Here is a 26,062-nt window from a genome sequence, read left to right as displayed (position 1 = left end):
ATGTCTGTAGAAAAAATTGCATTGGTTACGGCTGGTGGCAGCGGAATGGGCGCAGATGCGGCGCGCCGGCTGGCGGCGGACGGGTTTCGCGTCGGTATCCTCTCTTCGTCCGGTAAGGGCGAAGCTCTCGCCGAAGAGCTGGGCGGTTTCGGCGTGACCGGCTCGAACCGGTCGGTCGAGGATCTGAAGCGTCTGGTCGATGGCGCCGTCGAGCGCTGGGGACGGGTCGATGTGCTGGTGAACTCTGCCGGACACGGTCCGAAGGGGCCGGTTCTGGATCTGACGGATGAGGATTGGCACGACGGGATGGAGGTTTATCTGCTGAACGTCGTCCGTCCGACCCGTCTGGTAACGCCGCTGATGCAGGCACAGGGCGGCGGCGCGATCATCAATATCTCGACCTTCGCCGCTTTCGAGCCCGATCCGCTGTTCCCGACATCCGGGGTGTTCCGGGCCGGTCTGGCCGCTTTCTCCAAGCTTTATGCGGACCGGTACGCGGCCGACAATATCCGGATGAACAACGTTCTTCCGGGCTTCATCGACAGTCTGCCCGAAACCGAGGATCGCAAGGCACGTATCCCGCTCGGCCGTTATGGCCATGCCGAGGAAGTTTCCTCACTGATCTCATGGCTGGCCTCGGATCAAGGTGGATATATGACAGGGCAGAATTTGCGAATTGATGGAGGTCTGACCCGTGCCGTCTGATGCGGTCGTCGCTCAGGCGTCCCCTGCGCGCGCTGCATTTGCGTTGAAATGGGCGGCCTCCATTATCCAGATTTTCGGCTACGCGGCCACGGGATTCGGCTGGACGCCTTGGAATCTCTATCTTTTTCTGGTCGGTGTGATCGGCTGGTTTGCGGTGGGAATGCTTTGGAACGACCGTGCAATCATGCTGATCCACATTGTAGCATTCGGGGCGATGATCGCCGGTATGTCTGCCGCGTGATCCAACAGGATGCGAGGCGCCAGCTCATAGCAGGGGGCGGCGCAAACCCGATGCGATCTCGAAATAATCCGGATGGTCAGGCGCGATGAATCCGTGCCGGACCAGGAAGTCGATGATCGCGAGGTTGCAGTTGTATTTGAAGGCATCCGGGTCGTTCTCGACGATCTCCATGACCTGACCGATGGGCAGCAGCTCGAAGCTCTCGACCTCGCCGTCTATCGGCTGCGGGACGAAGCCGGGATCCAGCTCCAGATCGTAGGTGTAGAACATGTGGCGCCGCAGGCCCGAGGGAACGGCCATCTGGTAACTGATGGTGCCGGTCGGTCGTGCTGTCGCGGCGATCTCCGGCGGAATGCCTGCTTCCTCGTGGCATTCCTTCAGCAGATTGTCGAAGGGCGAGATGCCGAGCGGGTGGCCGCCTGCGACCATGTTGTCCAGCTTGCCGGGATAGGTCGCCTTGTTGCGGGCGCGCCGGGCGACCCACATGAACGTCCCGTCCACGCGCCGGACAATGCCGTTCAGGTGGAAGCCCCTGTTCAGGATGCCGAATTCGGTGGCGGCGCCCCGGTCGAGAGCGGCCAGGGGTGCGCTGTCCGGATGGGCGAGCAGCGGGTAAAGCTCGTCCCGGGGCTTTGCCGCGAGACCGGCCGCGCGCAATCCGTCGGCCGCTGTCTCCAGGGTTCCGCTCAGCTCCTCGAACGAGGCCGGCGGTAGCGTAAGGATGCTACCCTGATCCGCAAAACCGAACCCGGTCAGATGCTCGGCCACCGGATGGCGGACTTGCCCGATCGTCGTCCCTGAAATCGACCAGGGACGATAATCGGCCGGGTTATAGGCGTTGCAGACCTTCAGATAATGCAGGTATCCGCTCACCGGCAGACCTTTCCGCCGGCGGGTTGGATCAGGAGTAGCGCTTTTCCGATACCAGAACAGACGTCACGTACACCATGCCGCGCAGGATGGCCGCCGTGTGGTCGCGCTGGGAACGGGTCAGGCCCTGGACCTGCAGGTCGATGGTCAGCTCGTCCCGGCGCCGGCCGCCGAGATCGCTGTGCCAGCGAGCAGGAATCAGGCCGCGCTTGGCAAAAAGCTCTAGGACGCGCGGCATCACCGAGGGGTCCGCGACGGCCTGAACGGAAAAGCAGGCGGTCACATCCGCTTCGGTGCGTGTTTCGGAGGTATTGGGGAGAAAAGACTGAGACGCAACAACGTCTTGCATGACAAAACCACTCCGGCTTTGGGGGTCGAATAAGGGAAAACAGCAACTGCCCGGCCCTATCAGAGGACCGGGTTGCTAATTCGCCCGATAATTCGACCGGCCAAGCGCCGGAATGCGTAATTAATCATGAAACGGAACCTATTGCGCCCCAGGGGAACCGTCAAGAGGACTGGCGTCAAGCACGCGTCAGTTTCTCCAGAGCCTCGTTGAGCTGGCTCATGCGCTGATGATCGCCGAATGGGGAATCCGGATGGAACACCAGAGCCAGCCGACGATAGCGTCCGCGAATGGCTTTCTGGTCCGGGACAGCGGTCGGAGCAAATCCCATGACATGCAATGCCTCGCTCCGGCTGGAGATTCCCTCCCGCAGCGGCTCGAACGCGAGATCGCCGATAATGCGCTGTAATTGCTCGATATCTTCTTCAAGTCGCGTGCGGATTGCCCGGTCGTCGCTGCGTTGCTTGCGATCATCGGCTGACTCGACACTGAGTGTCCTCTCCCCCTCGGACATCTTCAGCGCAAGAGCCAGTGCCCGGCGCAAACGAGCGATGTCGTAGCCGATCGGCAGGCGAAGCTGCAAACGTGGTTTCCGGCGCAGGGTGCGGCCTTTGGACGGTCCGGACTGGAGTTTCACCACTTCCCGGTCGTCAGGCGCGGGCTCTCCCGGGTCGTCCGTCGCCATGACGGTCTCATTCGGCACCAGGAGCAGCACACCGCGCGCCAGATCGGCGACGCTGGCGCCTTGTGAATCTGCAAATGCTGTTACACGGTCGCGGAAACTGCTGGAACAGGGGACGATATAGGATTGACTTTTCTTGTAATTAATTGAAATCGCATCGTTTTTGTAGTTTGCAGTTGCATAATTCAAGGCTGAATCGTCAGGCATCTGGAGTCGGGTATCCTACTACAAATTGGGGGTCACGGGCTTCGAATAGCAAATCTTGGGGCCGTACAGGAAGTGTATTTCGGAAAAAGGGGGCGAATCAACTCATAACGGAGTTACGAAATGTTAAATCTGTTTCGATCTCGGTCCGATTGTTTAACAAGGCGTAAATTTTGGATCGGAATTAAGTGGCATTTGCGTCAAATCGTTTCGCGTCTGTGCTGTGACGGATTGCCGCCATGAACCGTCGGCACTGGTCAATCTTACCTCTGCGTTCTATATGGGGCGCATGAATGTTTTTGTAATCATCCTGATGGCCTGTTCGCTGCTGCTCGTGCTCGGCACGCTCTTCGGCGGCCTCGTGTCCATGGCCCGTGGCGGGCCGGGGGCTCCCCAGCGCTCGAACAAGCTGATGCGATATCGTGTGTTATTTCAATTCGTTGCGGTCGTTCTGTTCATGCTCGCACTGGCTATCAGCCGCTGACGCGACAGCTCTGCGCAAAATAGTTTCGGGGGCGTTCAGATGGTAAGGCTGACCAAAATCTACACCCGCGGCGGGGATGCCGGAGAGACGTCTCTCGGCGATGGAACCCGGGTGAAGAAGCATGCGTTTCGCCCTGAGGCCTATGGCTCCGTCGACGAAGCGAACAGCATTATCGGGCTGGCCCGGTTGCATACGAGCGAGCATCCGGAGGTGGATGCCATGTTGGCCCGGATTCAGAACGATCTCTTCGATCTCGGTGCCGATCTGGCAACGCCGGAGCAGGAAAACCCGAAATGGCCGCCGTTGCGCGTCGATGTAGCTCAGGTCGAGCGCCTCGAACGCGAGATCGACGCCATGAATGACAAGCTGAAACCGCTGGATTCCTTTATTTTGCCGGGTGGCAAGCCGGCCGCGGCCTATCTGCATCTGGCGCGCACGGTGGCGCGACGGGCGGAACGGGCGATGACGGAACTGGCTGAAGAAGAAGCTGTCAGTGCGGTCGCTATCAAGTTTATCAACCGTCTATCGGACCATTTGTTCGTGCTTGCTCGGCATATCAATGATGACGGAGCAGGCGACGTGCTATGGGTTCCGGGCGGAAATCGTTGAAAAGCCGCCAAGTTGCCGGATGTCGGATAAAGGGTATAAGGAGGCGGCGTCAGCTTGACAGGCGAAAAACGCTTCGCCTATGACCGAGTGCCGCTATTGAAACTGAAATCTATACCGGGGTCGCCATGAAGGTTCTCGTACCCGTCAAACGGGTCATCGACTACAACGTCAAGGTTCGTGTGAAAGCGGACCAGACCGGGGTCGAGCTCGCCAACGTCAAGATGTCCATGAATCCGTTCGACGAGATTTCCGTCGAAGAGGCCATCCGCCTCAAGGAAGCCGGGACCGCGACCGAGGTTATCGCCGTATCGCTGGGTGCCCAGCAGTGCCAGGAAACCATCCGGACCGCGCTCGCCATGGGCGCCGACCGGGGTATCCACGTGCTGCATGACGGCGACCTGGAACCGCTGGCCGTCGCCAAGATGCTGAAGGCCGTGGTCGACAAGGAACAGCCTGAACTCGTCATCCTGGGCAAGCAGGCCATCGATGACGACGCCAACCAGACCGGCCAGATGCTGGCCGCGCTGCTCGGTTGGGGTCAGGCGACCTTCGCTTCGAAGATCGAGATGGGTGCTGGCGAAGCCAAGGTCACCCGCGAGATCGATGGCGGTCTCGAGACCATCTCGCTCAAGCTGCCGGCCATCGTGACGACGGATTTGCGTCTGAACGAGCCGCGCTACGCTTCGCTGCCGAACATCATGAAGGCGAAGAAGAAGCCGATCGACCAGTTCTCGCCGGCCGATCTCGGTGTCGATCCGGCGCCGCGCCTCGAAACCCTCAAGGTCGAGGAACCGGCCAAGCGCGAAGCCGGCGTCACGGTTGCCGACGTCGCCGAGCTGGTTTCGAAACTGCGTACTGAAGCAAAGGTGATCTGATGAGCGTTCTCGTCGTTGCCGAACACGATAATTCGGATATCGCTCCCGCCACCCTGAATACCGTGACCGCCGCTGCCGAAATCGGCGGCGACATCACCGTGCTCGTGGCCGGAAGCGGTTCAGCCGCTGCCGCGGATGCCGCTGCCAAGATCGCCGGTGTCTCCAAGGTTCTGCATGCAGACTCAGCGGAATACGCCAACGGTCTGGCGGAAAACGTTGCGCCGCTGGTGGTGGCTCTCGCCGCCGGTTACAGCCATGTTCTGGCCCCGGCCACCAGCTTCGGCAAGAACGTGCTGCCGCGCGCTGCGGCCCTGCTCGACGTGCAGCAGATCTCCGAGATCTCCGGCGTTGTCGATGCGGACACCTTCGTGCGTCCGATCTATGCCGGTAACGCGATGGCCACCGTGAAGTCTTCCGATGCGGTGAAAGTCATCACCGTGCGGACCACGGCGTTCGATGCCGCTGCCTCCGAAGGCGGCTCGGCCGCAGTCGAAGCGGCTGATGCCAAGGGCGATGCCGGCCTCAGCAGCTATGTCGGTGCCGAGCTCAGCAGCTCGGAGCGTCCGGAGCTGACCTCCGCCAAGATCGTCATCTCCGGCGGTCGCGGCATGCAGAACGGCGAGAACTTTGCCATGCTGGAAGAGGTCGCGGACAAGTTGGGTGCCGCCGTCGGTGCTTCGCGCGCCGCCGTCGATGCGGGCTTCGTGCCGAACGACTACCAGGTCGGTCAGACCGGTAAGGTCGTGGCGCCGGACCTCTATATCGCTGTCGGTATTTCCGGCGCGATCCAGCACCTTGCCGGTATGAAGGACAGCAAGGTCATCGTCGCCATCAACAAGGACGAGGAAGCGCCGATCTTCCAGGTCGCCGATTACGGCCTCGTCGCTGACCTGTTCGAGGCCGTTCCGGCTCTCAGCAAGGAACTGGACGGCTAACGCCAGTCGGCCACTAAAACTTGACAGCCAACCGGTGACGGGCGTCCCATGCTGCCCGTCACTGGACGGCCCTGTAGGGGCCGCCCGGAAAGACCGGGGAGAAGGAATATGGACCTGCGCACGATCGGTGTGATCGGAGCTGGACAGATGGGCGGCGGCATTGCCCATGTCTGTGCGCTTTCGGGCTTCGATGTCCGTCTGCTTGATCTTGAAGAATCCCAGCTTGCCGAAGCCATGGAAAAGATCGAGCGGGACATGCACCGCCAGGCGGCGCGCGGCAAGGTCGGGGATACCGACGTGGGCGCGGCTCTTGCCAGGATTTCCACTAGTACAGATTACGCGGTTTTCAGTGATTGCGATCTCGTCGTCGAAGCGGCGACCGAGGATGAGTCGATCAAGCGCGAGATCCTGAAGACGCTGGTGCCGCATCTCTCGGCCGATGCGATCATCGCCACCAACACGTCCTCGATCTCGATTACCCGCCTTGCCGCCGTCACGGACCGGCCGGGCCGGTTCATCGGCATGCATTTCATGAATCCGGTGCCGGTGATGCAGCTTGTCGAGCTGATCCGCGGCATTGCCACAGAGCAGGACACGTTCGAGGCTGTTCAGGCATTGGCCCTGGCGCTGGGCAAGACAGTGTCGGTCGCGGAAGACTTCCCGGCCTTCATCGTGAACCGCATTCTGATGCCGATGATCAACGAAGCGATCTACACGCTCTACGAAGGCGTGGGCTCGGTGCATTCCATCGACACGGCGCTCAAGCTCGGCGCCAATCACCCGATGGGACCGCTGCAGCTCGCTGACTTTATCGGCCTCGATACCTGCCTTGCCGTGATGCATGTGCTCTATGACGGGCTGGCGGATAGCAAGTACCGGCCGTGCCCGCTGCTGGTGAAGTATGTTGAAGCAGGGTGGCTCGGTCGCAAGACGGGCCGCGGTTTCTATGACTATTCCGGCGATGAGCCGGTGCCGACCCGCTGAGCCGCGCGGCTCAGCCCGGCACATATTGCCGGATAGGCAGAAATTTCCTTGTAATTCGATAAAATTTTATCTATAACTCACGGACCTACCAAAACGGTGGGGAATAAATATCCTTTAGAAGGAAGGATTGGACTATGACCGTATCGGTTGCCGAAAAGGCATTGCGGCTTCTCCAGATATCTGTGGCGGATGTTACCGGACGCGAAAGTCATGTCGCGGACGCGCTTAGTGCTGCCCTGAATTCGGGAAGAGCGATCGACCTTATCTTTGCGCAACAGCGCTTTGACAGTCTCGACCCCTATACTCGCAAACGCATAAAAGGGCGCGCAATTAACGAAGCCCACACGTTCTCGGTGCACTGACAGAGCAGGCTAGACGCGCTGTTTTCGGGGGACCTGGCGGCCGGTTTGTCGTGACCCAGTCACGGTACCGGTTTCTCCGTGCCTCTCCTGTTACTGTAAGACACCGAGATCGCGATAACAGCGCTCTGCCCCGCTGTGCAGCGGGATAGCGATGCCGTCGAGTGCAGATTCGAGCTTGACGTTGCGGCCTTGGGGATGGCCGTCGTCCAGAATCTTCCGCGTGTTCGAGTTCCAGAGCGCGCGGCAGATATCGTACACCAGCTGCTCGGGCAGTTTCTCCGAGACGATCCACTGACTGCCGACGGAAAGTGTTTCCACTTCCTCCACACCCTGATAGGTGCCTGCCGGAATGGTGTAGCGGGTCAGGAACCGGTGCGTGTCGAGCAGTTTTCCAACCGGAGGACCGTTCAGGGTCAGGAGATCGACATCTTGGTTTTCCGCCGTGGTGGCGACCAGATGGCTTGGCATGCCCGATATCTGGAACAAGGCGTCCAGCTCGTCCCGGGCTAGCATGTCTACTGCCGGTCCCGGCTTCAGGTAGGACGCGATCATCTCGTTCTCGTCGATGCCGTACGCTGCGAAAATATCCCGCGCCATAACGAGAAGCCCCGACCCGGGCTCGTCGATTGAAACCCTTTTGCCGACCAGATCCTTCACGCCGGTGATCTTCGCAGCCTTGCGAGCGAGCACATGCAGAACCTCGGGGTAGAGATGCGCCAGGCCGCGCAACTGGGTCATCGGTTGCTGCCCGGCGAACGGTCCGGTACCGGAATAAGCGGCATAGACGATATCGGCCTGGGCGAAGGCGGAGTTGACGAGGCCGGTTTCCACAGCATTCACATTATCGACCGAACCGCTGGAACTCTGGGCGGCGGCCACGAGGTCCTTCACACCGCACTCCTCGTCCTCCTCGCAAGGCGGGGAGCCCGGCGGCCGGGAGATGGCATTCGCGATTGTCGTACCGAGCGGATAATAGGTCCCGTCCACACCGCCGGTGGCAATCTGGAAGAAAATCATCTGATTTTGGGCGGTGGCGGGCCTGCTGCCGATGGTTCCGCTTCCCGCAAGTACCGCAGCCTGGATCATGACAATCAGGATGAAGTACGGGCGGGTGATCTGCGTCATCGTCTTCCGGTCTCGGTCAGGCGGTGAGTAAGGAAACTATCTATACCGACTATCAGTTTGAAGCATAATAGTTAATCAGATCTTTCGCAGCTGCGGAATCCCATTCTGCATCCCCGACCAGACGGCCCTTGATCGCGCCGTCGGGGGCGATCAGGAAGGTGGTCGGCAGGCCGGGCGCCTTGAAGGCCCGCAACAGGGCGGCTTTCTGGTCGGCGGCGGATGCCAGGTTCCGGATCCCGAGTTTTTCCAGGAATGGCTCGAAAACACGGGCGCCGCCGCGGTCGATCGAAACCAGCAGCACTTCGAACCTGTCGCTTCCGAGTTCAGCCCCGAGTTCGGCGCTCAATCGATCCAGACTTGGCAGCTCCTTGACGCAGGGCGCGCACCAGGTGGCCCAGAAATTCAGCAGAACGGTCTTCCCGTGATACGAGTCCAGCTTGATGGGTTCGCCCGTGGCGCTTATGAAGGGGGTGTCCGGCGCGGTCCGGTCCCCGGCGCTGGGTACGAACTTGACCATGTCGCCCACCAGCGGGGGCTCGGCTTCGGCGGAACCGGCAATCGCAGCCAGGAAAGCTGCGGCGAGACCGGCGAATACCGTTTTCCTGACCGCTACTGATGAAATCCAAGACACCGGGGCAACTCCCTAAATGAACAAACGGCACAACGACCCCAAGAACGACGGCGCCAGCACGATCTGGGGCGGACGCTTCGCATCCGGACCCGCGGCGATCATGGAAGAGATCAACGCATCAATCGGCTTCGACAAGCGCTTCTCGGCCCAGGACATCCAGGGCTCGATCGCCCATGCGGAAATGCTCGTGGCCCAAGGGGTGCTCACCGCAGAAGATGGTAAGGCAATCCGTCTGGGTCTAGAGCAAATCGACGCGGAGATCCGTGACGGCAGCTTCAAATTCTCGCGCGCGCTGGAAGACATCCACATGAATGTGGAGAATCGGCTGGCCGAGCTGATTGGCGATGCGGCGGGACGCTTGCACACGGCACGCTCCCGAAACGATCAGGTGGCGACCGATTTCAAGCTCTGGGTGCGTGGTGCGCTCGACTCCGTCGATGAAAGCCTGACCGGGCTGATCCAGGCGTTGGTCGACCAGGCCGAGCGCAATGCCGATGTCGTGATGCCGGGCTTCACGCACTTGCAGACGGCCCAGCCGGTTACCTTCGGCCACCATCTGCTGGCTTATGTCGAGATGTTCGGCCGGGATCTTGGGCGTTTCAGGGATTGCCGGGAGCGGATGAACGAATGTCCGCTGGGCGCCGCGGCGCTGGCCGGCACGTCCTTCCCGATCGACCGGCACAAGACGGCGGAAGCGCTTGGCTTCGCGCGTCCGGCGGCGAACTCGCTCGATGCGGTGTCCGACCGGGACTTCGCGCTCGAGTTCCTCTCCGCCATGTCGATCTGCGCCACGCATTTCTCGCGTCTGGCCGAAGAGATCGTGATCTGGACCAGCGCGCAGTTCAATTACATCACGCTGTCCGACGCCTTCACCACCGGCAGCTCGATCATGCCGCAGAAGCGGAACCCGGACGCGGCCGAGCTGGTGCGGGCGAAGTCCGGCCGGATCATCGGCGATCTCAATGCGCTGCTGATTGTCATGAAGGGCCTGCCGCTGGCCTATGGCAAGGACATGCAGGAAGACAAGGAGCCGGTGTTCGACGCCGTCGACTCTCTCGGTCTCTGCATCGCCGCGACCGCGGGCATGATCCGCGACATGAAGGCCAATCCCGAGCCGATGCGGGCTTCCCTGAAGGATGGTTTCCCGACCGCAACCGATCTGGCCGACTGGCTGGTCCGGGCGGCGGGCATGCCGTTCCGCCGGGCGCACCATGTCACTGGCACCATTGTGAAGCTGGCGGAGGACAAGGGCTGCGGTATAGAGGATCTCAGCCTGGCGGAAATGCAGGCGGTTGAGCCGGGCATCACCGACGGTGTGTTCGACGTGCTGACGGTCGATGCTTCGGTATCGAGCCGGACCAGCTACGGAGGAACCGCTCCGGACAATGTGCGCGAACAGGTCGCCCGTGCCCGCGACCGGTTCCTCGGCTGACGCGCGAATGTTGACGCAAGAACGGGGGAGAGGTGCGATGTTGAAACGGATGACCCGGCTTGGACTGCTTGCAGTCCTGTTCGCCGGTCTGGCCCTCAGCCAGGCCGCATGCGGCAAGAAGGGCAGTCTCAAACCGCCCTCCGGACAATCCTCCGATTTCCCGCGCACCTATCCGACGCAATAACGCGTTAGCCAGAAGACGTTACCCGACCGAAAGTTTGATGAAATGAGTGAGCAAGTCTCCTATGTGGACGGCGCCCTGACTGTTGAGCAGGTTCCGTTCGCGCGTATCGCCGACGAAGTGGGCAGCCCCGTCTACGTTTATTCCAAGGCCGGAATGATCGGGCGGTATCGTGCGTTGGAGAAGGCGCTCGCCGGTCTTCCGGTCTCGATCTACTACGCTCTGAAAGCCAATTCGAACCTTGCCGTGATCCGGCTGTTCGGCGAATTGGGCGCGGGCATGGATGTGGTGTCCGGCGGCGAGATGCAGCGCAGCCTGCGGGCCGGTGTCGCGGCGGACAAGATCGTTTTCGCCGGCGTCGGCAAGACGGCGGACGAGATGGCGGCGGCTCTGGATGCCGGCATTCATCAGTTCAACGTCGAATCGGAAAACGAGCTCCGGCTTCTCAACCAGGTTGCCGCCTCCAAGGGCGTGGTCGCGCCGGCGGCGATCCGGGTCAATCCGGATGTCGATGCCAAGACCCACGCGAAGATCACGACCGGCCGCAAGGAAAACAAGTTCGGTATCGATATCGAACGGGCGCCGGACATGTTCGCGCTCGCGGCCGAGCTTGAGAATATCAGCCTCAACAGCATGTCGGTCCATATCGGCTCCCAGCTGATGGACGTCACGCCTTACCGCGCGGCCTATGACCGGCTGCGGGGCATGACGCTCAATCTTCGCCAGCAGGGCTACAAGGTCGATCACCTCGATCTCGGTGGCGGTATCGGCATTTCCTATGACGGCACCACGCCACCGGATCTCGCCGAATATGCGGAGATCGTGAAGGACACGGTCGGCGATCTCGATTGCCGGCTCTCGGTCGAGCCGGGCCGCTATCTGGTCGGCAATGAGGGTTATTTCATGACCCGGGTGATGTTCGTGAAGCAGGGCGGTGCCCGGCGCTTCGTGATTGTCGACGGCGCCATGAACGATCTCATCCGCCCGACCCTCTATGAGGCACATCACGACATTGTCACCGTCTCCGAAACGGTTGCTGGTGAGGAAGACAGTCTGGCCGATATCGTCGGTCCGATCTGCGAAAGCGGGGATTATCTGGCCCGTGGCCGTCGTCTCGGCAAGATCAGTGACGGGGACCTTATCGTGTTGAAATCCGCGGGTGCTTACGGTGCGGTCATGAGCTCAAACTACAACTCACGGCCGCTCGTGCCGGAAGTTCTGGTCGATGGCGATAGCTACAAAGTTGTCCGCCGGCGTCAGACGCTCGATGAAATGCTGGCTCTTGAAGAATAGTCCGGCCGGGCTAGCTGACCTGTCGCAGGCTTGACCGGGCAATCGTCTCCGGGAGAGTATGTCTTATCGACAGGTTCCCGTGCCGCCGCGGGTGGTTAAGCCAGCGGGGGAGGCGGTCGGGATCCGTCCCTGATGACACGGCGCTATGCCGGGGATGGGTCTTTGCATGCGTGACGATGCCCAGACGGCTTCATTCTCCTACCGTTTAAAGGTATGGACGACCGGCCTTGTGCTGGCGTGGGAAAGGTTTTTCCCGGCCTTCCGCTGGCCGCTCGCCCTGCTTGGGCTGTTCCTTGGATTTTCCCTGATCGAACTGCCCCAGGCACTGGGACAGATCAGTGGCGGCTGGCTGCAGGCGGGTTTTCTCGCCATCGTGCTCGTGCTCTTCCTCTGGACATTCCGGCGCGCAATCATCGCGTTCTCCTGGCCGGACGAAAGCCAGATCCTGCGCCGGCTGGAAAGCTGGTCGGGTTTGCGGCACCGGCCTCTCTCGGCCCTGAGCGACGCGGTCGCCGGCGGCGGCAGGACGGAAGCCGCCCTTTGGCAGGCCCATCTGAAGCGGCTGGGCGATGTCCGTCGCCAGGTCCATGTTGGCAGTCCGGAGCCGGTTGCGACGCGGCTCGACCCGTTCGGCCTGCGTTCCCTCGTCGGACTGATTCTCTTCATTGGGCTGGTCGCGGGCTGGCAGAACCCGGGCGAGCGCCTGCGCGCTGCGGTCACGCCTGAGCTGCGGGGCGCGGGAGCTGCGCCGTCCTCGCTCGCGGATGTCTGGGTCAGCCCGCCGGATTACACGGGCATGGCCCCGATCCTGCTCTCCCGCTCGGCCTCGATCCGGACGGAAGAGACGTCAGAGGAGGTTCCGTCAGACCCGGGGACCGTTGCCATCCCGGTCGGCAGCCGTTTCCTGGCGACCGTCAATGGCGGCGAGGAGACACCCGAGCTGATCATTGAGGACGGCGCTCTTGCGGGCACTGCCGACAAGACAGCGGAAGGCATGTCGCAAGGCACGTCGGAGCGGGTCAGCTTCGAGACCATCGCCCCCGAAAGCCATCAGATACAGACTCCCATTGCCCGCGGTACCCGGCTTGCCGTGATGCAGGACGATGAGGCGCTCGCCCAATGGCGCATCAATGTGCTGCCGGATCTTGTCCCGTCCGTCGATTTCATGGAGCCGCCGGCCGCCTCTGAACGGCAGGCCCTGATCCTGCGTTATGAAGCGGAAGACGATTATGGCGTGGCCCGGGTCCGGGCGCTGATCCATCGCGTCGGGGATGACGGCATCACCGATGAGAAGCCCATCGAGATCGCCATGCCGGTGGTTGCCGGCGAGCGGAAGGAGATCACCGGTCGCAGTTTCAGCGACCTGACCCCGCATCCCTGGGCGGGACAACCGGTCCGCATCACGCTCGAGGCGTCGGACGACCTCGATCAGGCCGGAACAAGCGCGCCGGTCGAGATGGTGCTGCCGGAGCGGGTCTTCAATCATCCGGTGGCGATTGCCGTGATCGGTCAGCGCAAGCGTCTGGTAACCGAGCCGGAAGAGCGCATCGATATTTCGGAAATCCTGCTGACGCTCGCCGCCCGGCCGGGCCGCTATTTCCACGATATTGTCGTCTTTCTCGGCCTGAAAACGGCGGCGAACAGGCTCTATTTCAAAGCGCCGGAAGGGGACGGTCTCGAGGCGCTGCAGAGTTTGCTCTGGGACATCGCATTGCGGATTGAGGATGGCGAGGTTTCCACCGCCATGCGCAAGCTGCGCGATATCGAGCGCAAGCTGCAGGAGGCGCTGGCCGGCGATGCCAGCGATGAGGAGATCGAACGCCTGATGCAGGAAATGCAGAAAGCGATCGACGAGTATCTCCAGGCGATGGCCGAGCAGATGATGAAGCAGGCCCAGCGCGGCGATCAGATGCAGCGCCAGCAGATCGACCCGAACCAGATGCTGCGCCGCGAAGATCTGATGAAGATGCTGGATCAGATGCGGGACATGGCGAAGACCGGCGCCCGCGACGCGGCCCGGCAGATGCTGTCGCAGCTCCAGCAGATGATGGAAAACCTGCGGATGGGCATGCAGCAGCAGCAAATGTCGCCGCAGCAGCAGGCACTGCAGGAAATGATGCGTCAGCTGAAGGATCTGTCACAGCAGCAGCGCGACCTGATGGACCGGACCTTCCAGCAGCACCAGCGCCAGCGTGGCCAGCAACCGGGTCAGCAAGGCCAGCAACAGTCCCGGCGGGGGCAGCAGCCAGGTCAGCAGCCGGGGCAACGTCCCGGCCAACAACCGGGTCAGAACGGCCAGCAGCAGCCCGGGCAGTCACCCGGTCAGGGCGACGGTCAGATGACGGCCGAGGAGCTGGCGGCGGAGCTTGCGGAAATGCAGGAACAGCTGCGCAAGCAGCTCGGCGAGTTCATGCGCAAGGTTGGCGAGGGTCTCGGGCAGATCCCGGAAGGCTTCGGCGATGCGGAGCAATCCATGCGCGACGCGACCGAGGCGCTTGGCGAGAACGCGCCGGGGCAGGCCGTTGGGCCGCAGGGCGATGCGCTTGGCCAGATGCAGCAGGGCGCAGAATCCCTGAACGAAGCCTTGCGTGAGATGGCGAATGGTCAGGGTCAGGAAAACCCGAACGCGCAGAGTGCCGAAGAGGATGATTTTGAAACCGAAGACGGCGATCCCCTGAACCGCCGGCGCACCGGGTATGGTTTCAACGACAACAACGATGTCGAGATCCCGACGGAAAGCGATATCCAGCGGGCCCGGCGGATTTTCGACGAGCTGCGGGAGCGTTCAGGTGACCGGTCCCGACCGAGCCTTGAGCTGGATTATATCGAGCGCCTGCTGAAGCGGTTCTGACCCGGGTCGGTATAATTTAGTAACCGAGCCCACTTTAATATCCAAGACCGCCGCCGAGAGCTCGTTCTGAAAAGGTAATGGTCACCTCCGCCGCATCGGCGCCGGGTTGCGGCAGCTCGTATTCGAAGTTGGTCTTCTCGCCCGGCAGCATGACCTGGTTTTCCGCCCGGAACAGCCATTCCTGCATGACGTCGCCCTGGCTGCCGGTGAGCTTGCCGGCCAGCGTCGGTACAGTCTGCATCTGCTCTGTCGGGTTGCGGACCTCTCCCTTGATGACCAGCAGCTCGATCGAGCCGTCCGCCTTGCGCCAGACGGCGACATTCTGGATCACCAGCTCCTCGCCGATCACCGGAACGCCGAGCCCGATGGAAGCGTAAAGCCGGTCGATCGGCGGCCAGGCGGCGACCAGAGAGCCCCGTGCGCCGAACAGAATGGCGAGCACGACCAGAACGCCGATACCCGCAACAGCGGCGACAAGCCCCTTGCGGCGGCGCTTCGGCGGGCGGGAGAGCGGCATGCGGCCGCGCGGAATCGGGGGGGCGCCGAATACGCCTTCCTGATCTTCTTGCTGTTCGTCGTTTACGAAGGCGGGTTCCACGTCGGGATCGGCTTCGCCGCTGCCGAAGCGTCCGAACGGGACGACCTCTTCATCTTCGCCGTCGGGCGTGTCGGGTTCGGCGGCAGGCTTGGCCGCGGCAGGTTTAGCGGCAGGCTTCGGCGCCTTTTTTTCTTCCAGCATTTCCAGTGTCTGATGCCACTCGTGGCTGCACTTGCTGCACCGGAGCTTGCGGCCCTTGGGGCCGATCGCGTTGTCCGGTACGCTGAAGGACTGGCTACATTCGGGACAGGTGAGTTTCATGTGATCCTGTTGTCCACTGACGGTCCGGCCACTATAGGCAAAGCCGACACGCGCGCCTACTGTCCGCCACGCTTTCGATAGTCGGGCTTTGCATGCCAATGCTTTCAATGAAGCTGACGATCTGAAATCATGGGGGCTTGAGCAACCGGAAAATCTCGCGAAACCGTATTTGCGGGCTCGTCCGGTGTCAGGGGCCCGGTATCTGGGAGAGGGAGGCGCGCCGCGCCGTGATCCAGTTTGACAAGGTGGAGCTCCGCTATCCCGGGAGCCCGGCGATCCTCAGCGACGTCAATTTCGCGGTCGAGGAAAGCTCGTTCCAGTTCATCACCGGGGCGAGCGGTGCCGGAAAATCGAGCCTGCTGAAGCTGATGTATCTCGGCCTCAAGCCGTCACGCGGCCGGTTGTCCCTGTTCGGCCAGAACGCGGCTACCATCGGACGGGAGGGGATTCCGGCGCTGCGCCGCCGTATCGGCATCGTCTTTCAGGACTTCCGGCTGATCCCGCATCTGAGCGCGCTGGACAATGTCGCGCTGCCGCTGCGCATCGCCGGAGCGCGCGAATCGGCGATCCGCGAATATGTCCCCGAGTTGCTCGAATGGGTCGGCCTCTCCGGCCATTTCGATGCCTTGCCACATACTCTGTCCGGCGGACAGCAGCAGCGCGTGGCCATCGCCCGCGCCGTGATCGGCCGGCCGCAGCTCTTGCTCGCCGACGAGCCGACAGGCAATGTCGATGACGGCGTGGCCGTCCGGCTGCTCTATCTCTTCGAGGAACTGCACAAGATGGGCACCACGGTGCTGATCGCGACCCATAACAGGGCGCTGGTGGAGCGCTTTGATCATCCCTGTCTCAATGTCGATGGCGGGCGCGTGACCCGTGTTCGCGGGCCGGGTAGCCGGCGCAGTGCGCCACGTCCGGTCGGCTCTGCCGCCGGCGCGGCCGCCTCCAGCCAGCAGCGCCGTGGGGGCTGAGGCATGGCCCTGATGACCCGCGGCGACATTCCGCTGTCGCACGACCCATCCGCCCGCTACCTGCCCTGGCTGCTCGGGATCATGTGTTACTTCGCCGTGCTCGCCTCGGTCGGCGCGGTGATCTCCCATCAGCTCGCCGCACGCTGGGATTTCGCCCTTGGCAGCGTGGTCACAGTACAGATTCCGGCCGCGGTCACCGAGGGCAGCGATGCCCCGCGACTGAGTCAGGCCGAACGGATGATGCGGCAGTTGCCGGGCATACTCCGGCTGGTCCGGGTCGATACGTCCCGCAGCGCCGAGTTGCTGGCGCCCTGGCTCGGTGCCGAGCTGGCGGCGGACCTGCCGTTGCCGCGCCTGTTCGATCTGCATTTCGCCGCACCGCCGGAGGTCGATCTGGAACAGTTCGAATCCCGGCTCGGCGAACTCTTTCCCGGCGCCATGGTCGAGGCCCATACCCAGTGGATGAGCCATGTGGCGAAGCTGACCCGGGCAGTCGAGGCGCTTGGCCTGACGGTGCTGGCGCTGGTCATGGGGGCATCAGTGGTCGCCGTGATCTTCGCCGTCCGCACCTCGGTCTCGATCCATCGCGAAGTCATCTCGATCCTGCACCTGATCGGTGCCCGTGACGGTTACATTGCCTCCGAATTCCAGGCCCATGTCCTGAAGATGGCGCTGCGGGGCGGTCTGGTCGGCGGCTTTCTTGCGGTTGCGACGCTGGCCGGTGTCGCCGCCGCGCTGGAGCCGGAGGCGGTGGATAGCGCAAACCTGATCCCGACCCTGCTCGGCGGGCTGCCTGCCGGCATTGTCGAATGGGTCCTGATTGCGTCCGCGCCGATGCTGGTCGCCTTTGTCGCCTGGATTGCCGCGCGGCTTTCCGTGCTGGGCGCGCTCCGAAAGATGAACCCGTGAGCACCGAGAGCCGGCAGGACGGCCGGAACTGGAAGGCGGGTCCGCTCAGGGGGTGGCTTGTCGGCATCCTGAGCGTGGCCGTTGTGGCAGGCGGCCTGTGGGTCGGCGGCTTCTTCTGGTTCCTTGCCGCCATGCCGTCGGATGCACCGCGTGCCGCGCCGGAGGCGGATGCCATCGTCGTGCTGACAGGCGGGAGCCGGAGAATTCCCGTTGCGGTCTCCCTGTTGCTTGAAGGGCATGCGAAGGAGTTACTGGTCACCGGGGTCAACGATATCGTCAGCCCGTCCGAATTCCGCGCCGCCATGGCGGAGAGCGGTGTCGCCGTCGATGCGGAGACGATGGCCTGCTGTGTGGCGCTCGGATACGGCGCCCACGATACTATCGGCAATGCCGAGGAGGCGGCCGGCTGGATGGACGCGGGCGGCTATCGCTCGATGATCCTCGTGACCTCGAATTATCATATGGCCCGCTCGCGAATCGAGTTCCGGGCAGCGATGCCGGATATCGAGATCAGCGAGTATCCGGTGCGCCCGGCCGATCCGGGCCTTGCCGAATGGTGGAAATCGCCGCAGTCGCGCTTTCTGATTCTGTCGGAATACGTCAAGTACCAGGCTGCCTGGCTGCGGGTGACGCTGGCATCGATGATGCCCGGATGAGGGTTCTCGTGTTATGCTGCTCTTTCGGCGTGACAGGATAGACACGCGACCAAGGTGCATATATATAGCGTCCTCCCGATAGCGCGCGGCTATATATAGTGTTTGACGAGATAGAACGGACGAGCCCGGAATGACTTCAATCGCCCCGGTTTCCCAGCAGATTTGGGACATGAAGTACCGCCTGAAGACCGCCGACGGCGAGCCTGTCGACCGCACCATCGAGGAGAGCTGGCAGCGCGTCGCGCGCGCTCTCGCCGAGGTCGAGACCGATCAGGAAGCCTGGGCGGAGAAGTTCTATACCGCGCTCGCCGATTTCCGCTATCTGCCCGCTGGCCGGATTTTCGCCGGCGCCGGCACCGGGCGTCAGGTCACGCTCTTCAACTGTTTCGTCATGGGAACGGTTCCGGACAACATGGCCGGGATCTTCGAGGGCCTGAAGGAAGCGGCCCTGACCATGCAGCAGGGCGGCGGTATCGGCTACGATTTCTCCACCATCCGGCCGCGCGGCGCGCGGGTGCACGGGGTGGCGGCGGATGCGTCCGGCCCGCTCTCCTTCATGGATGTCTGGGACGCCATGTGCCGCACCATCATGAGCGCGGGCTCCCGCCGCGGCGCCATGATGGCGACGCTGCGCTGCGACCATCCGGACGTGGAAGCCTTCATCGAGGCGAAGCGGGACCCGGCCCGGCTGCGTATGTTCAACCTCTCCGTCCTCGCCACCGATCCGTTCATGGAAGCGGTGAAGCAGGACGACCCGTGGGATCTCGTCTTCGACGGCACCGTCTTCAAGACCGTGCAGGCGCGCGATCTCTGGGACAAGATCATGGCCGCGACCTACGCCTATGCCGAGCCGGGCGTGATCTTCATCGACCGCATCAACAAGCGGAACAACCTGCATTACTGCGAGACCATCGCCGCCACCAACCCGTGCGGCGAGCAGCCTTTGCCGCCCTATGGCGCCTGCCTGCTCGGCTCCATCAACCTCGCCCGCTTCGTGAAGAACCCGTTCGAGGAGAATGCGGAGCTGGATCTGGACGAGCTGGCCCGCGTGGTGCCGCTCGCCGTCCGGATGATGGACAATGTGGTCGACACCTCGAAATTCCCGCTGCCGGAACAGGCGCACGAGGCACAGGCCAAGCGCCGCATCGGTCTCGGTGTTACGGGCCTGGCCGACGCCCTGATCTTCTGCGGGCTGCGTTATGGCTCACCGGAAGCGGTGGCGATGACGGAGAAATGGATGGCCGCGCTGCGCCGTCACTCCTATCTCGCCTCGGTCGATCTGGCGAAGGAGAAGGGCGCGTTCCCGCTGTTCGACGCGGACAAGTATCTGGCCAGCGAATCGGTGAAAGAGCTGGACCAGGACGTGCAGGATCTGATCCGGGAGCACGGCATCCGCAACGCGCTGCTGACCTCCATCGCGCCGACCGGGACCATCTCTCTGGTCGCGGACAATGTGTCCTCGGGTCTCGAGCCGGTCTTCAGCTATGCCTATAACCGCACCGTGCTGATGCCGGACGGCAGCCGCAAGACCGAGGAAGTCTCGGATTACGCCTACCGGATGTACAAGCATCTGAAGGGCGACGACGCGGAGCTGACGGACGCCTTCGTCAGTGTCCAGACCCTGACGCCGAAAGACCATGTGGCGATGCAGGCTGCGGTGCAGAAATATATCGACAGCTCGATCTCCAAGACCATCAACGTGCCGGTCGATATCTCCTTCGAGGATTTCAAGGACGTCTATCTCTCGGCCTACGAGCAGGGCTGCAAGGGCTGCACGACCTACCGGCCGAACGAGATCACCGGCTCGGTACTGAGCGTCTCCGACGAGAAGAAGGAAGAGGCCTCACCGGCTCCCGCCAACACCAACGAGGAAGCGGCAACCGCCCCGGTCACGACAGACCCCGCGGCGAACCCCGATGTGGTCTATATGACCGAGCCGCTGGGCCGGCCGGAAGAGCTGCCGGGCAAGACCTACAAGATCAAGTGGCCGGAGAGCGATCACGCCATCTACATCACCATCAACGACGTGATGCAGACCGGCCACCGCCGCCCGTTCGAGGTCTTCATCAATTCCAAGAACATGGAGCATTACGCCTGGACCGTGGCGCTCACCCGGATGATCAGCGCGGTGTTCCGGCGCGGCGGCGACGTCTCCTTCGTGGTCGAGGAGCTGAAAGCGGTGTTCGATCCGCGCGGCGGCTGCTGGATGGGCGGCAAATACGTGCCCTCCCTGCTCGCGGCCATTGGTGGCGTGATTGAGCAGCACTTGCAGGATATCGGCTTCCTGAAGGACCCGGACACGCTGGAAATGGATTTCGGCGGCAAGAAAAAGGTCGTCAATGACGGCCCGCTAGCCGGCGGCCCGATTCCGGCTCAGTGCCCGACCTGCGGCTCCGTCTCCCTGATGAAGCAGGAAGGCTGCGATCTCTGCACGAGCTGCGGCTATTCGAAATGCGGGTGAGGGGCTAGCGCTCTCACTCCGCTTCTTCCCAAACCTCCACTGTCATTCCCGCGAAAGCGGGGACCCAGAGATCATAGGGCGAGATCCGTGCTCCCCTGGGTCCCCACTTGCGTGGGGATGACGAATTGGGTGAGGACGGACAAGCACCCTCTCCACCGTCATCCCGGACCCGATCCGGGATCCATGGATGACGGACGCTGCACCATGATCGTGGATCCCGACCTTCGTCGGGATGACGAGGGGGAGCGGGGTTAAATCCGGCCGTCGTAGCTTTGCCGGTCGATGCGGCAGGCGCAGAGGGTGAAGGTGTCGGTGGCGAGGCCCGTTCTGATTGCGGAGGCCAGCGTTTCCCGGTCTTCGCACCAGATGCCAATGCCGCCGAGCGCTTCGGCGATGGCGACGAAATCGGTCTCCTGCATATCCACCCCGGCATTGCCGTATTTCATTTCCCGCTGCTTCTTTTCGATCAGCGCCAGCGAGGCGTCGACGAAGACCACCATGATCACCGGTAGTTTCAGGTCCCGCAGCGTCACCAGCTCGCCCAGCACCATCTCCAGCCCGCCGTCGCCGGTAAAGGCAACCACGGCCCGGTCGGGGGCGGCGAGTTTGGCGCCGGTGGCGAGGGGGAGGGCGCAGCCCATGGTGCAGAGGCCGGTGGATTGCAGGACCGCGTGCGGCACCTGTGCTTCCCAGACCTGGCTGGCGAGAATGCGGTGGGCGCCGCTATCGACGGTCAGCACCGCGTCGCGCGGGGTGTTGGCGCGGACGGTGGTGGTGATGGCGGCGGGGCCCCAGGCCTCGTTCTGGCCGAAGGCACCGGCGAGGGCGGAACGGGTGTCGGCGATGACGGTGCCGGGCCAGGTGATGCGTGGCTCAACGCCGTCACCGATGGCCTTCAGGCTTTCGCCGACATGGGCGTGGAAGGTCATGCTGGCGTCATGCATGTAGGAGTATTCGGGTGCGGCCAGCAGCTCGACGACCGTCTTCTCCACCGGATCCCACAGGTTCTGCCAGCCGGGGCGCATTTCGATCGGATCATAGCCCGCGAGGAGGATGAAATCCGCCGCCTCGATCACCGGTTTCAGATGCGTGTCCGCAAGCGGAGACAGGCCGGCACCGCCGAGGGAGAGCGGATCGTCTTCCGCCAGCACGCCTTTCGCCTTGTAGCTGGCGATCACGGGGGCGCCGAATTTCCGGGCGAAATCCGCAAGTGTGTCGGCGGCATCCTGATTGACCACATCCAGCCCGGCGACGATCAGCGGCCGTTCGGCCTTTGCCAGCGCGGCGCGGGCGGCGTCCAGCGCGTCTCCCGGCGCGGGAGCGGAGGGTTGCGGCGCGGGGCGTCTTACCGGGGCCTTATCCTCGGCTTGCTTCGCGGCGACGGCGATGGGGAGGTCGATATGCACGGGGCCCGGCCGGTCCGCCATGGCGAGGCGCACCAGCTTGTCGATCAGCGCGTCCGCATTCTTTTCGGGCATGGTGACGCTGGCCTTGCAGACCGGCCCGAAAACCGCCGTGTGGTCGAAGACCTGATGATTGTAGGTGACGGCCTCACCCGCATCGACGCAGCCGGTCAGCACGATCAGCGGCACCCGGTCCTGCTCCGCATTGGCGGTGACGTTGACAGCGTTTGCCGCGCCCGGACCGACGGTGCAGACCAGCACGCCCGGCGCGCCGGTCATGTGCCAGACGCCTTCCGCCATGAACCCGGCGGCATTCTCATGCTTGGCCAGCAGAAACCTGATCCCGGCCTTCTCCAGCGCATCCACAAGGGTCAGCACCTCGCCCCCCGGCACGCCAAAGGCATAGCGGACCCCCGCCTCGTACAGGCGGCGGGCAATCACATCGGCAATACGCATGGGGCTGTTCCTGTCTGACGGGGCCAGTCTGAAGAGACTATTCGGCGGCGAGGCGCATGGCGGCCTGTTTTTCGGCGAGCCGCTGGTGGCCATCGCGGGTCTGCGGCAGTTTCCGCTCAAGGATGCGGGAGGCAACGACGGTGCGCAAGATCTGCGCGGTGCCTCCGCCAATCGTGAACATGCGGGCGTCCCGCTGCATCCGTTCCATCGGATAGTTCCGGGAATAGCCGCGCGCGCCGAACACCTGCAGGGCGTCCGTGGTCACCTTGATGGCCATTTCGGACGCCATGATCTTGGCCTGCGCCGCGAGCGTCGCGTCCGGGAACGGAGCGCTCGGGCCTTCCGCACTGGCTGCCGCCCGGTAGATCAGGGAACGGGCCGCCTCGAGCTGCACGGACATATCCGCCAGCATCCATTGCAGGCCCTGGAACTCGGCAATCGGGCGGCCGAACTGTTCGCGCTCCCCGGCGAAGGCGAGGGCGTGCCGGTAGGCTCCGGCGGCGATCCCCATGCCCACGGTTCCGGCGCCGACGCGCTGGGCGTTATAGGCGCTCATCAGGTCGGCGAAGCCGCGTTTGAAGCCGCTTGGCGGCAGCAGTGCCATGGAGGCGGGGATTTCCAGATCCTCGAAGATCACTTCCGTTTCCGGAATGCCGCGCAGGCCCATGGTCGGCTCGCGGGTGCCGATTATCAGGCCGCTCGCCTTGTCCTTGTCGGCCAGGAAGCCGCCGATGCCAAGCTCGGTGCCGTCCTCGTCGAACACGCGGGCGAAGATCAGGTGCAGGCGGGAGACGCCGCCACCGGTGATCCAGTGCTTCTTGCCGTTCAGCACATAGGTATCGCCGCGCTTGTCGGCCCGGGTGGTCATCAGGGTCGCGGCACTGCCCGCATCCGGCTCTGTGATGCAGATCGCCAGCTTGTCGCCGGACAGAACATGTTCGGCGCCGAGTTTCTTCTGCTCCTCGGTGCCGTAGGTCATGATCGCGGAGATTGCGCCCATATTGCCCTCGACCACGATGCGCCCGGTGACACCGCAGGCCGCCGCCATCTCCTCGATCACCAGCACGGTGTCGAGATAGGAACGGCCCGGCCCGCCGTACTCTTTCGGCACGGTCATGCCCATGAAGCCGGCGTCGGTCAGCGCTTTGATGTTGTCCCACGGATATTGCTCGCTGCGATCCACCTCGGCGGCGCGCGGGGCGATCACGTCTGCCGCCAGCGCGCGGGCGCGGGCCTGCAGGTCTTTCTGGTCCGGGGTCAGGTCGAAAAACATGGCGTTTCCTCACGCGGGTGTTCTTGTTTTTTGCTGAGCGCGGATCTCACGCGCCTTTCACAGGTCCGTGAAGTCTGTGGCCGGGAATAACTTCAGGCAAGCGCATATTTCTGATACTTAAAATCAGAAATAGTGAAGAAAAGCCGATGTCCTTTCGCCGACTGCAGATTTTCCTCGAAGTCGCCGCGCGCGGTAGTTTCGCCGCCGCTGCCGACAGGCTCGGGCTCGCCCAGTCCGCCGTCAGCATGCAGATGCGCAATCTGGAGCAGGAGCTGGGCGCGGATCTGTTCGACCGGTCCCGCCGCCCGCCGGTGCTGAACGACCGGGGCACCGCGCTGATCCCGAAGGCGCGGGCGATCCTGACCCAGTACGAGGACCTGAAACAGTCTGTGCAGCCGGACGGGCATGTCGCAGGCACGCTCCGGCTCGGCGTGATCCAGACCGCCAGTACCGGCATTCTTCCCGGCGCACTGACAAGCCTGCATGAGCAATATCCGGATCTGCGGGTGCGGATCGAAAGCGGCCTTTCCGCGGGCCTGCTGGGGCGGGTTGCGCATGGGGAGCTGGATGCCGCCATTCTGACGGCGCCGGATCGTCTGCCTCCGGAACTGAAGGACCACCTGATTTTCGAGGAGCCGCTTTCCGTGATCGCGCCGTCGGGGCTTTCTGGCGTGACGGATGCGGAATTGCTGACACGCCATCCCTTCATCCGTTTCAACCGGCGCACCGGCGTCGGCCGGATCATCGAGCATGCCTTGCGCGATCGCGCGCTGGCCGTGGATGAGGCGATGGAGCTGGATGCGATCGAGCCGATCATCGAAATGGTGTCCGGCGGGCTCGGCGTCGCAGTGGTGCCTGCCTATGCGCTTGATCCGGAGAGACGTGAGGGAATCCGGGTCTTGCCATTCGGAGACCCCGTTACGACCCGCCGGGTCATTGTTGTCGAACGGCATGCCTCAACCCGGGCCACGCTCACCGCCGTCCTTGTCGAGGCATTAACCGGCTTGCGTTGATGTGATTTTATAACAACACATAAATCATCATCCATACCCAGTATTTCGGGTATGCGGACAATGAAGAGCAGATAAAGGACGGCTACAGCTGGGCCGAGGCCAGGTTCGGCCGGGTCACGTGCCCGGCCGATTTATGGTCTGGGATAAGGTCTTGGGTCAGCCCTGGCGTGTGCCCTCGAAGCAGAAGTTCTGCAGCTCTTCGCCACGGGCGAACCGGTCGAGGTTGGCGGCGACGAAGGCCCAGCGGCGGTTGGCCATCTCGTTGCTCCAGGCCGAGTTGTGCGGCGACATGATGATGTTGTCGAGCTTCTGGAACGGGAACTTGGACGGCCAGGGATTGGGGTCTTTCTTCGACGGGTAGGTGTACCAGACATCGATGATGCCGCCCCGGATCTGCTTGCTCGACAGCGCTTCGTATAGCGCGGCCTCGTCGACCACCGCCCCGCGCCCGACATTGCAGATCACCGCGTCCGACTTCATTTTCCCGAAGGCTTCGGCATTGATCATGCTGCGCGTGTCGTCGTTCAGCGGCGCCGTGACAATGACGAAATCGCTCTCCGCCAGCAGCGTGTCCATGTCGTCGAGGGTGCCGTACCAGTCGACCAGATCCGGCTCGTCCCGCTTGGTGCGGGACAGCGCCATGACGGCCATGTCGAAGGCCTTGCAGCGCTTGGCGACTTCGCGGCCGATATGACCGTAGCCGACGATGCCGACGGTGGCGCCGCGCATCTCGCGATGCATCGGGCCCTTCGAGATGTCCCGGCCGTTGAAGGATTTTTCCTTCATCATCGGATGGGTCTCGCGCATCAGGCCGGTCTGGAATTCCAGCATGCCGGCCAGCACGTGCTCGGCGATCGTGGTCTCGTGCTCGAAGGTGTTGCAGAACACAGTGCCTGCCGGAATCTTCTCCGGCCCGGTCCAGTCATAGCCGGTGAAGGGGATCTGGAACAGTTTCAGCGGAATGCCCTGCGGCAGATCCGGCACGCCGCCGCCGACCAGCACCTCTACATCTGCAATCCGCTCGCGGAAGGCGTCCTCGCCGTCATCCTTCGACCAGGTTTCGATTTCCCAATCCGTTTCCAGATTGTTCTTCAGCATCTCGTAGCGCGGGCTGCCTTTCGGCTGGGTCAGGAGCAGGCGATGGGTCTTCGACACGGGATATCTCTTTCTCGGCGCGGATCATGAAAGCGGCGCGGGGCCAAGGTCCGACATAGACCGGTGAAGGGCGGCGGGCAAGAGCCGGTGCTTGCA

General features: G+C 63.0%; 26 protein-coding genes. 17 read left to right on the top strand and 9 right to left on the bottom strand.

Features of this window, described 5'->3' with window-relative positions; translation table 11 throughout:
• Positions 1–705, top strand: coding sequence for an SDR family oxidoreductase (locus tag IG629_RS11880; RefSeq protein ID WP_193172160.1), 705 nt, complete (start codon positions 1–3; stop codon positions 703–705).
• Positions 695–946, top strand: coding sequence for a DUF6552 family protein (locus IG629_RS11875; protein WP_193172159.1), 252 nt, complete (start codon positions 695–697; stop codon positions 944–946). Before IG629_RS11880 ends, IG629_RS11875 begins: the two co-directional genes overlap by 11 nt.
• A 24-nt stretch (positions 947–970) precedes the next feature.
• Here the strand turns inward: IG629_RS11875 and IG629_RS11870 are convergent, their stop codons facing one another.
• The 3 genes from IG629_RS11870 to IG629_RS11860 form a co-directional block, all read right to left on the bottom strand.
• Positions 971–1,819 (bottom strand): NUDIX hydrolase, encoded by an 849-nt coding sequence (locus IG629_RS11870; protein WP_193172158.1) that lies wholly within the window; start codon positions 1,817–1,819, stop codon positions 971–973.
• Positions 1,820–1,847: 28 nt separating this feature from the next.
• Entirely contained in the window at positions 1,848–2,165 is a 318-nt protein-coding gene (locus IG629_RS11865; RefSeq protein WP_226886641.1) for a hypothetical protein, read from the bottom strand.
• A 175-nt stretch (positions 2,166–2,340) separates the two neighbouring features.
• Entirely contained in the window at positions 2,341–3,051 is a 711-nt protein-coding gene (locus IG629_RS11860; protein ID WP_226886640.1) for a J domain-containing protein, read from the bottom strand.
• Positions 3,052–3,337: 286 nt separating this feature from the next.
• Here IG629_RS11860 and IG629_RS11855 point away from each other — a divergent pair, with 286 nt between their 5' ends.
• From IG629_RS11855 to IG629_RS11830, 6 genes are all read left to right on the top strand, one after another.
• Entirely contained in the window at positions 3,338–3,532 is a 195-nt protein-coding gene (locus IG629_RS11855) for a twin transmembrane helix small protein (RefSeq protein ID WP_193172157.1), read from the top strand.
• Between the two features lie 39 nt (positions 3,533–3,571).
• Complete coding sequence (locus tag IG629_RS11850; protein WP_193172156.1) at positions 3,572–4,141, top strand: cob(I)yrinic acid a,c-diamide adenosyltransferase; 570 nt, start codon at positions 3,572–3,574, stop codon at positions 4,139–4,141.
• A 125-nt stretch (positions 4,142–4,266) separates the two neighbouring features.
• Positions 4,267–5,016 carry an electron transfer flavoprotein subunit beta/FixA family protein gene (locus IG629_RS11845; protein WP_193172155.1) on the top strand — a complete coding sequence of 250 codons (750 nt, stop codon included), beginning with the start codon at positions 4,267–4,269 and terminating at the stop codon, positions 5,014–5,016.
• Entirely contained in the window at positions 5,016–5,951 is a 936-nt protein-coding gene (locus IG629_RS11840; RefSeq protein ID WP_193172154.1) for an FAD-binding protein, read from the top strand. The genes IG629_RS11845 and IG629_RS11840 overlap by 1 nt, the downstream gene beginning before the upstream one ends.
• 108 nt (positions 5,952–6,059) lie before the next feature.
• Positions 6,060–6,935 carry a 3-hydroxybutyryl-CoA dehydrogenase gene (locus IG629_RS11835; RefSeq protein WP_036553904.1) on the top strand — a complete coding sequence of 292 codons (876 nt, stop codon included), beginning with the start codon at positions 6,060–6,062 and terminating at the stop codon, positions 6,933–6,935.
• Between the two features lie 134 nt (positions 6,936–7,069).
• Positions 7,070–7,297 (top strand): hypothetical protein, encoded by a 228-nt coding sequence (locus IG629_RS11830; protein WP_193172153.1) that lies wholly within the window; start codon positions 7,070–7,072, stop codon positions 7,295–7,297.
• A 90-nt stretch (positions 7,298–7,387) separates the two neighbouring features.
• On the opposite strand, the gene IG629_RS11825 is transcribed toward IG629_RS11830, so the two are convergent.
• Positions 7,388–8,422 (bottom strand): TAXI family TRAP transporter solute-binding subunit, encoded by a 1,035-nt coding sequence (locus tag IG629_RS11825; RefSeq protein WP_193172152.1) that lies wholly within the window; start codon positions 8,420–8,422, stop codon positions 7,388–7,390.
• Between the two features lie 52 nt (positions 8,423–8,474).
• Positions 8,475–9,053, bottom strand: a complete 579-nt coding sequence (locus IG629_RS11820; RefSeq protein WP_319025068.1) for a TlpA family protein disulfide reductase — start codon at positions 9,051–9,053, stop codon at positions 8,475–8,477.
• A gap of 16 nt (positions 9,054–9,069) precedes the next feature.
• Here IG629_RS11820 and argH point away from each other — a divergent pair, with 16 nt between their 5' ends.
• The 4 genes from argH (at position 9,070) to IG629_RS11800 (ending at position 14,810) form a co-directional block, all read left to right on the top strand.
• Complete coding sequence (gene argH / locus IG629_RS11815; protein WP_193172151.1) at positions 9,070–10,485, top strand: argininosuccinate lyase; 1,416 nt, start codon at positions 9,070–9,072, stop codon at positions 10,483–10,485.
• A gap of 37 nt (positions 10,486–10,522) precedes the next feature.
• Positions 10,523–10,669: a hypothetical protein gene (locus IG629_RS11810; protein ID WP_169721200.1), complete on the top strand. Its 147-nt coding sequence runs from the start codon at positions 10,523–10,525 to the stop codon at positions 10,667–10,669.
• Positions 10,670–10,711: 42 nt separating this feature from the next.
• A complete protein-coding gene (gene lysA / locus IG629_RS11805) occupies positions 10,712–11,959 on the top strand; it encodes a diaminopimelate decarboxylase (RefSeq protein WP_193172150.1) in 1,248 nt (415 codons plus the stop codon).
• Between the two features lie 166 nt (positions 11,960–12,125).
• Positions 12,126–14,810, top strand: coding sequence for a TIGR02302 family protein (locus IG629_RS11800; protein WP_193172149.1), 2,685 nt, complete (start codon positions 12,126–12,128; stop codon positions 14,808–14,810).
• 34 nt (positions 14,811–14,844) lie between these two features.
• On the opposite strand, the gene IG629_RS11795 is transcribed toward IG629_RS11800, so the two are convergent.
• A complete protein-coding gene (locus tag IG629_RS11795) occupies positions 14,845–15,669 on the bottom strand; it encodes a DUF3426 domain-containing protein (RefSeq protein ID WP_193172148.1) in 825 nt (274 codons plus the stop codon).
• A 227-nt stretch (positions 15,670–15,896) separates the two neighbouring features.
• Between IG629_RS11795 and ftsE the strand changes: the two genes are divergently transcribed.
• From ftsE to IG629_RS11775, 4 genes are all read left to right on the top strand, one after another.
• Positions 15,897–16,640 carry a cell division ATP-binding protein FtsE gene (gene ftsE / locus IG629_RS11790; RefSeq protein WP_193172147.1) on the top strand — a complete coding sequence of 248 codons (744 nt, stop codon included), beginning with the start codon at positions 15,897–15,899 and terminating at the stop codon, positions 16,638–16,640.
• Between the two features lie 3 nt (positions 16,641–16,643).
• The gene (locus IG629_RS11785) at positions 16,644–17,549 is read left to right on the top strand and encodes a cell division protein FtsX (RefSeq protein ID WP_193172146.1); all 906 of its coding nucleotides are present in this window, start codon (positions 16,644–16,646) and stop codon (positions 17,547–17,549) included.
• Positions 17,546–18,205, top strand: a complete 660-nt coding sequence (locus IG629_RS11780; RefSeq protein ID WP_193172145.1) for a YdcF family protein — start codon at positions 17,546–17,548, stop codon at positions 18,203–18,205. The genes IG629_RS11785 and IG629_RS11780 overlap by 4 nt, the downstream gene beginning before the upstream one ends.
• A 130-nt stretch (positions 18,206–18,335) precedes the next feature.
• Complete coding sequence (locus tag IG629_RS11775; RefSeq protein ID WP_193172144.1) at positions 18,336–20,666, top strand: adenosylcobalamin-dependent ribonucleoside-diphosphate reductase; 2,331 nt, start codon at positions 18,336–18,338, stop codon at positions 20,664–20,666.
• Positions 20,667–20,917: 251 nt separating this feature from the next.
• Here the strand turns inward: IG629_RS11775 and IG629_RS11770 are convergent, their stop codons facing one another.
• Both IG629_RS11770 and acdA read right to left on the bottom strand, forming a co-directional pair.
• The gene (locus tag IG629_RS11770) at positions 20,918–22,525 is read right to left on the bottom strand and encodes a thiamine pyrophosphate-binding protein (protein ID WP_193172143.1); all 1,608 of its coding nucleotides are present in this window, start codon (positions 22,523–22,525) and stop codon (positions 20,918–20,920) included.
• 37 nt (positions 22,526–22,562) lie between these two features.
• Positions 22,563–23,798: a 3-sulfinopropanoyl-CoA desulfinase gene (acdA, locus tag IG629_RS11765; protein WP_193172142.1), complete on the bottom strand. Its 1,236-nt coding sequence runs from the start codon at positions 23,796–23,798 to the stop codon at positions 22,563–22,565.
• Between the two features lie 146 nt (positions 23,799–23,944).
• Between acdA and IG629_RS11760 the strand changes: the two genes are divergently transcribed.
• On the top strand, positions 23,945–24,811 hold the full coding sequence (locus IG629_RS11760; protein ID WP_193172141.1) for a LysR substrate-binding domain-containing protein: 867 nt from the start codon (positions 23,945–23,947) through the stop codon (positions 24,809–24,811).
• Between the two features lie 156 nt (positions 24,812–24,967).
• Here the strand turns inward: IG629_RS11760 and IG629_RS22645 are convergent, their stop codons facing one another.
• On the bottom strand, positions 24,968–25,966 hold the full coding sequence (locus IG629_RS22645) for a 2-hydroxyacid dehydrogenase (protein WP_193172140.1): 999 nt from the start codon (positions 25,964–25,966) through the stop codon (positions 24,968–24,970).
• Positions 25,967–26,062 lie beyond the last annotated feature (96 nt).

Origin of the sequence: Nisaea nitritireducens (assembly GCF_014904795.1) — a bacterium.
Taxonomy (GTDB): domain Bacteria; phylum Pseudomonadota; class Alphaproteobacteria; order Thalassobaculales; family Thalassobaculaceae; genus Nisaea; species Nisaea nitritireducens.
The sequence above is the reverse complement of the archived record's forward strand: the minus strand, read 5'-3'. Positions and strand labels throughout refer to the sequence as shown.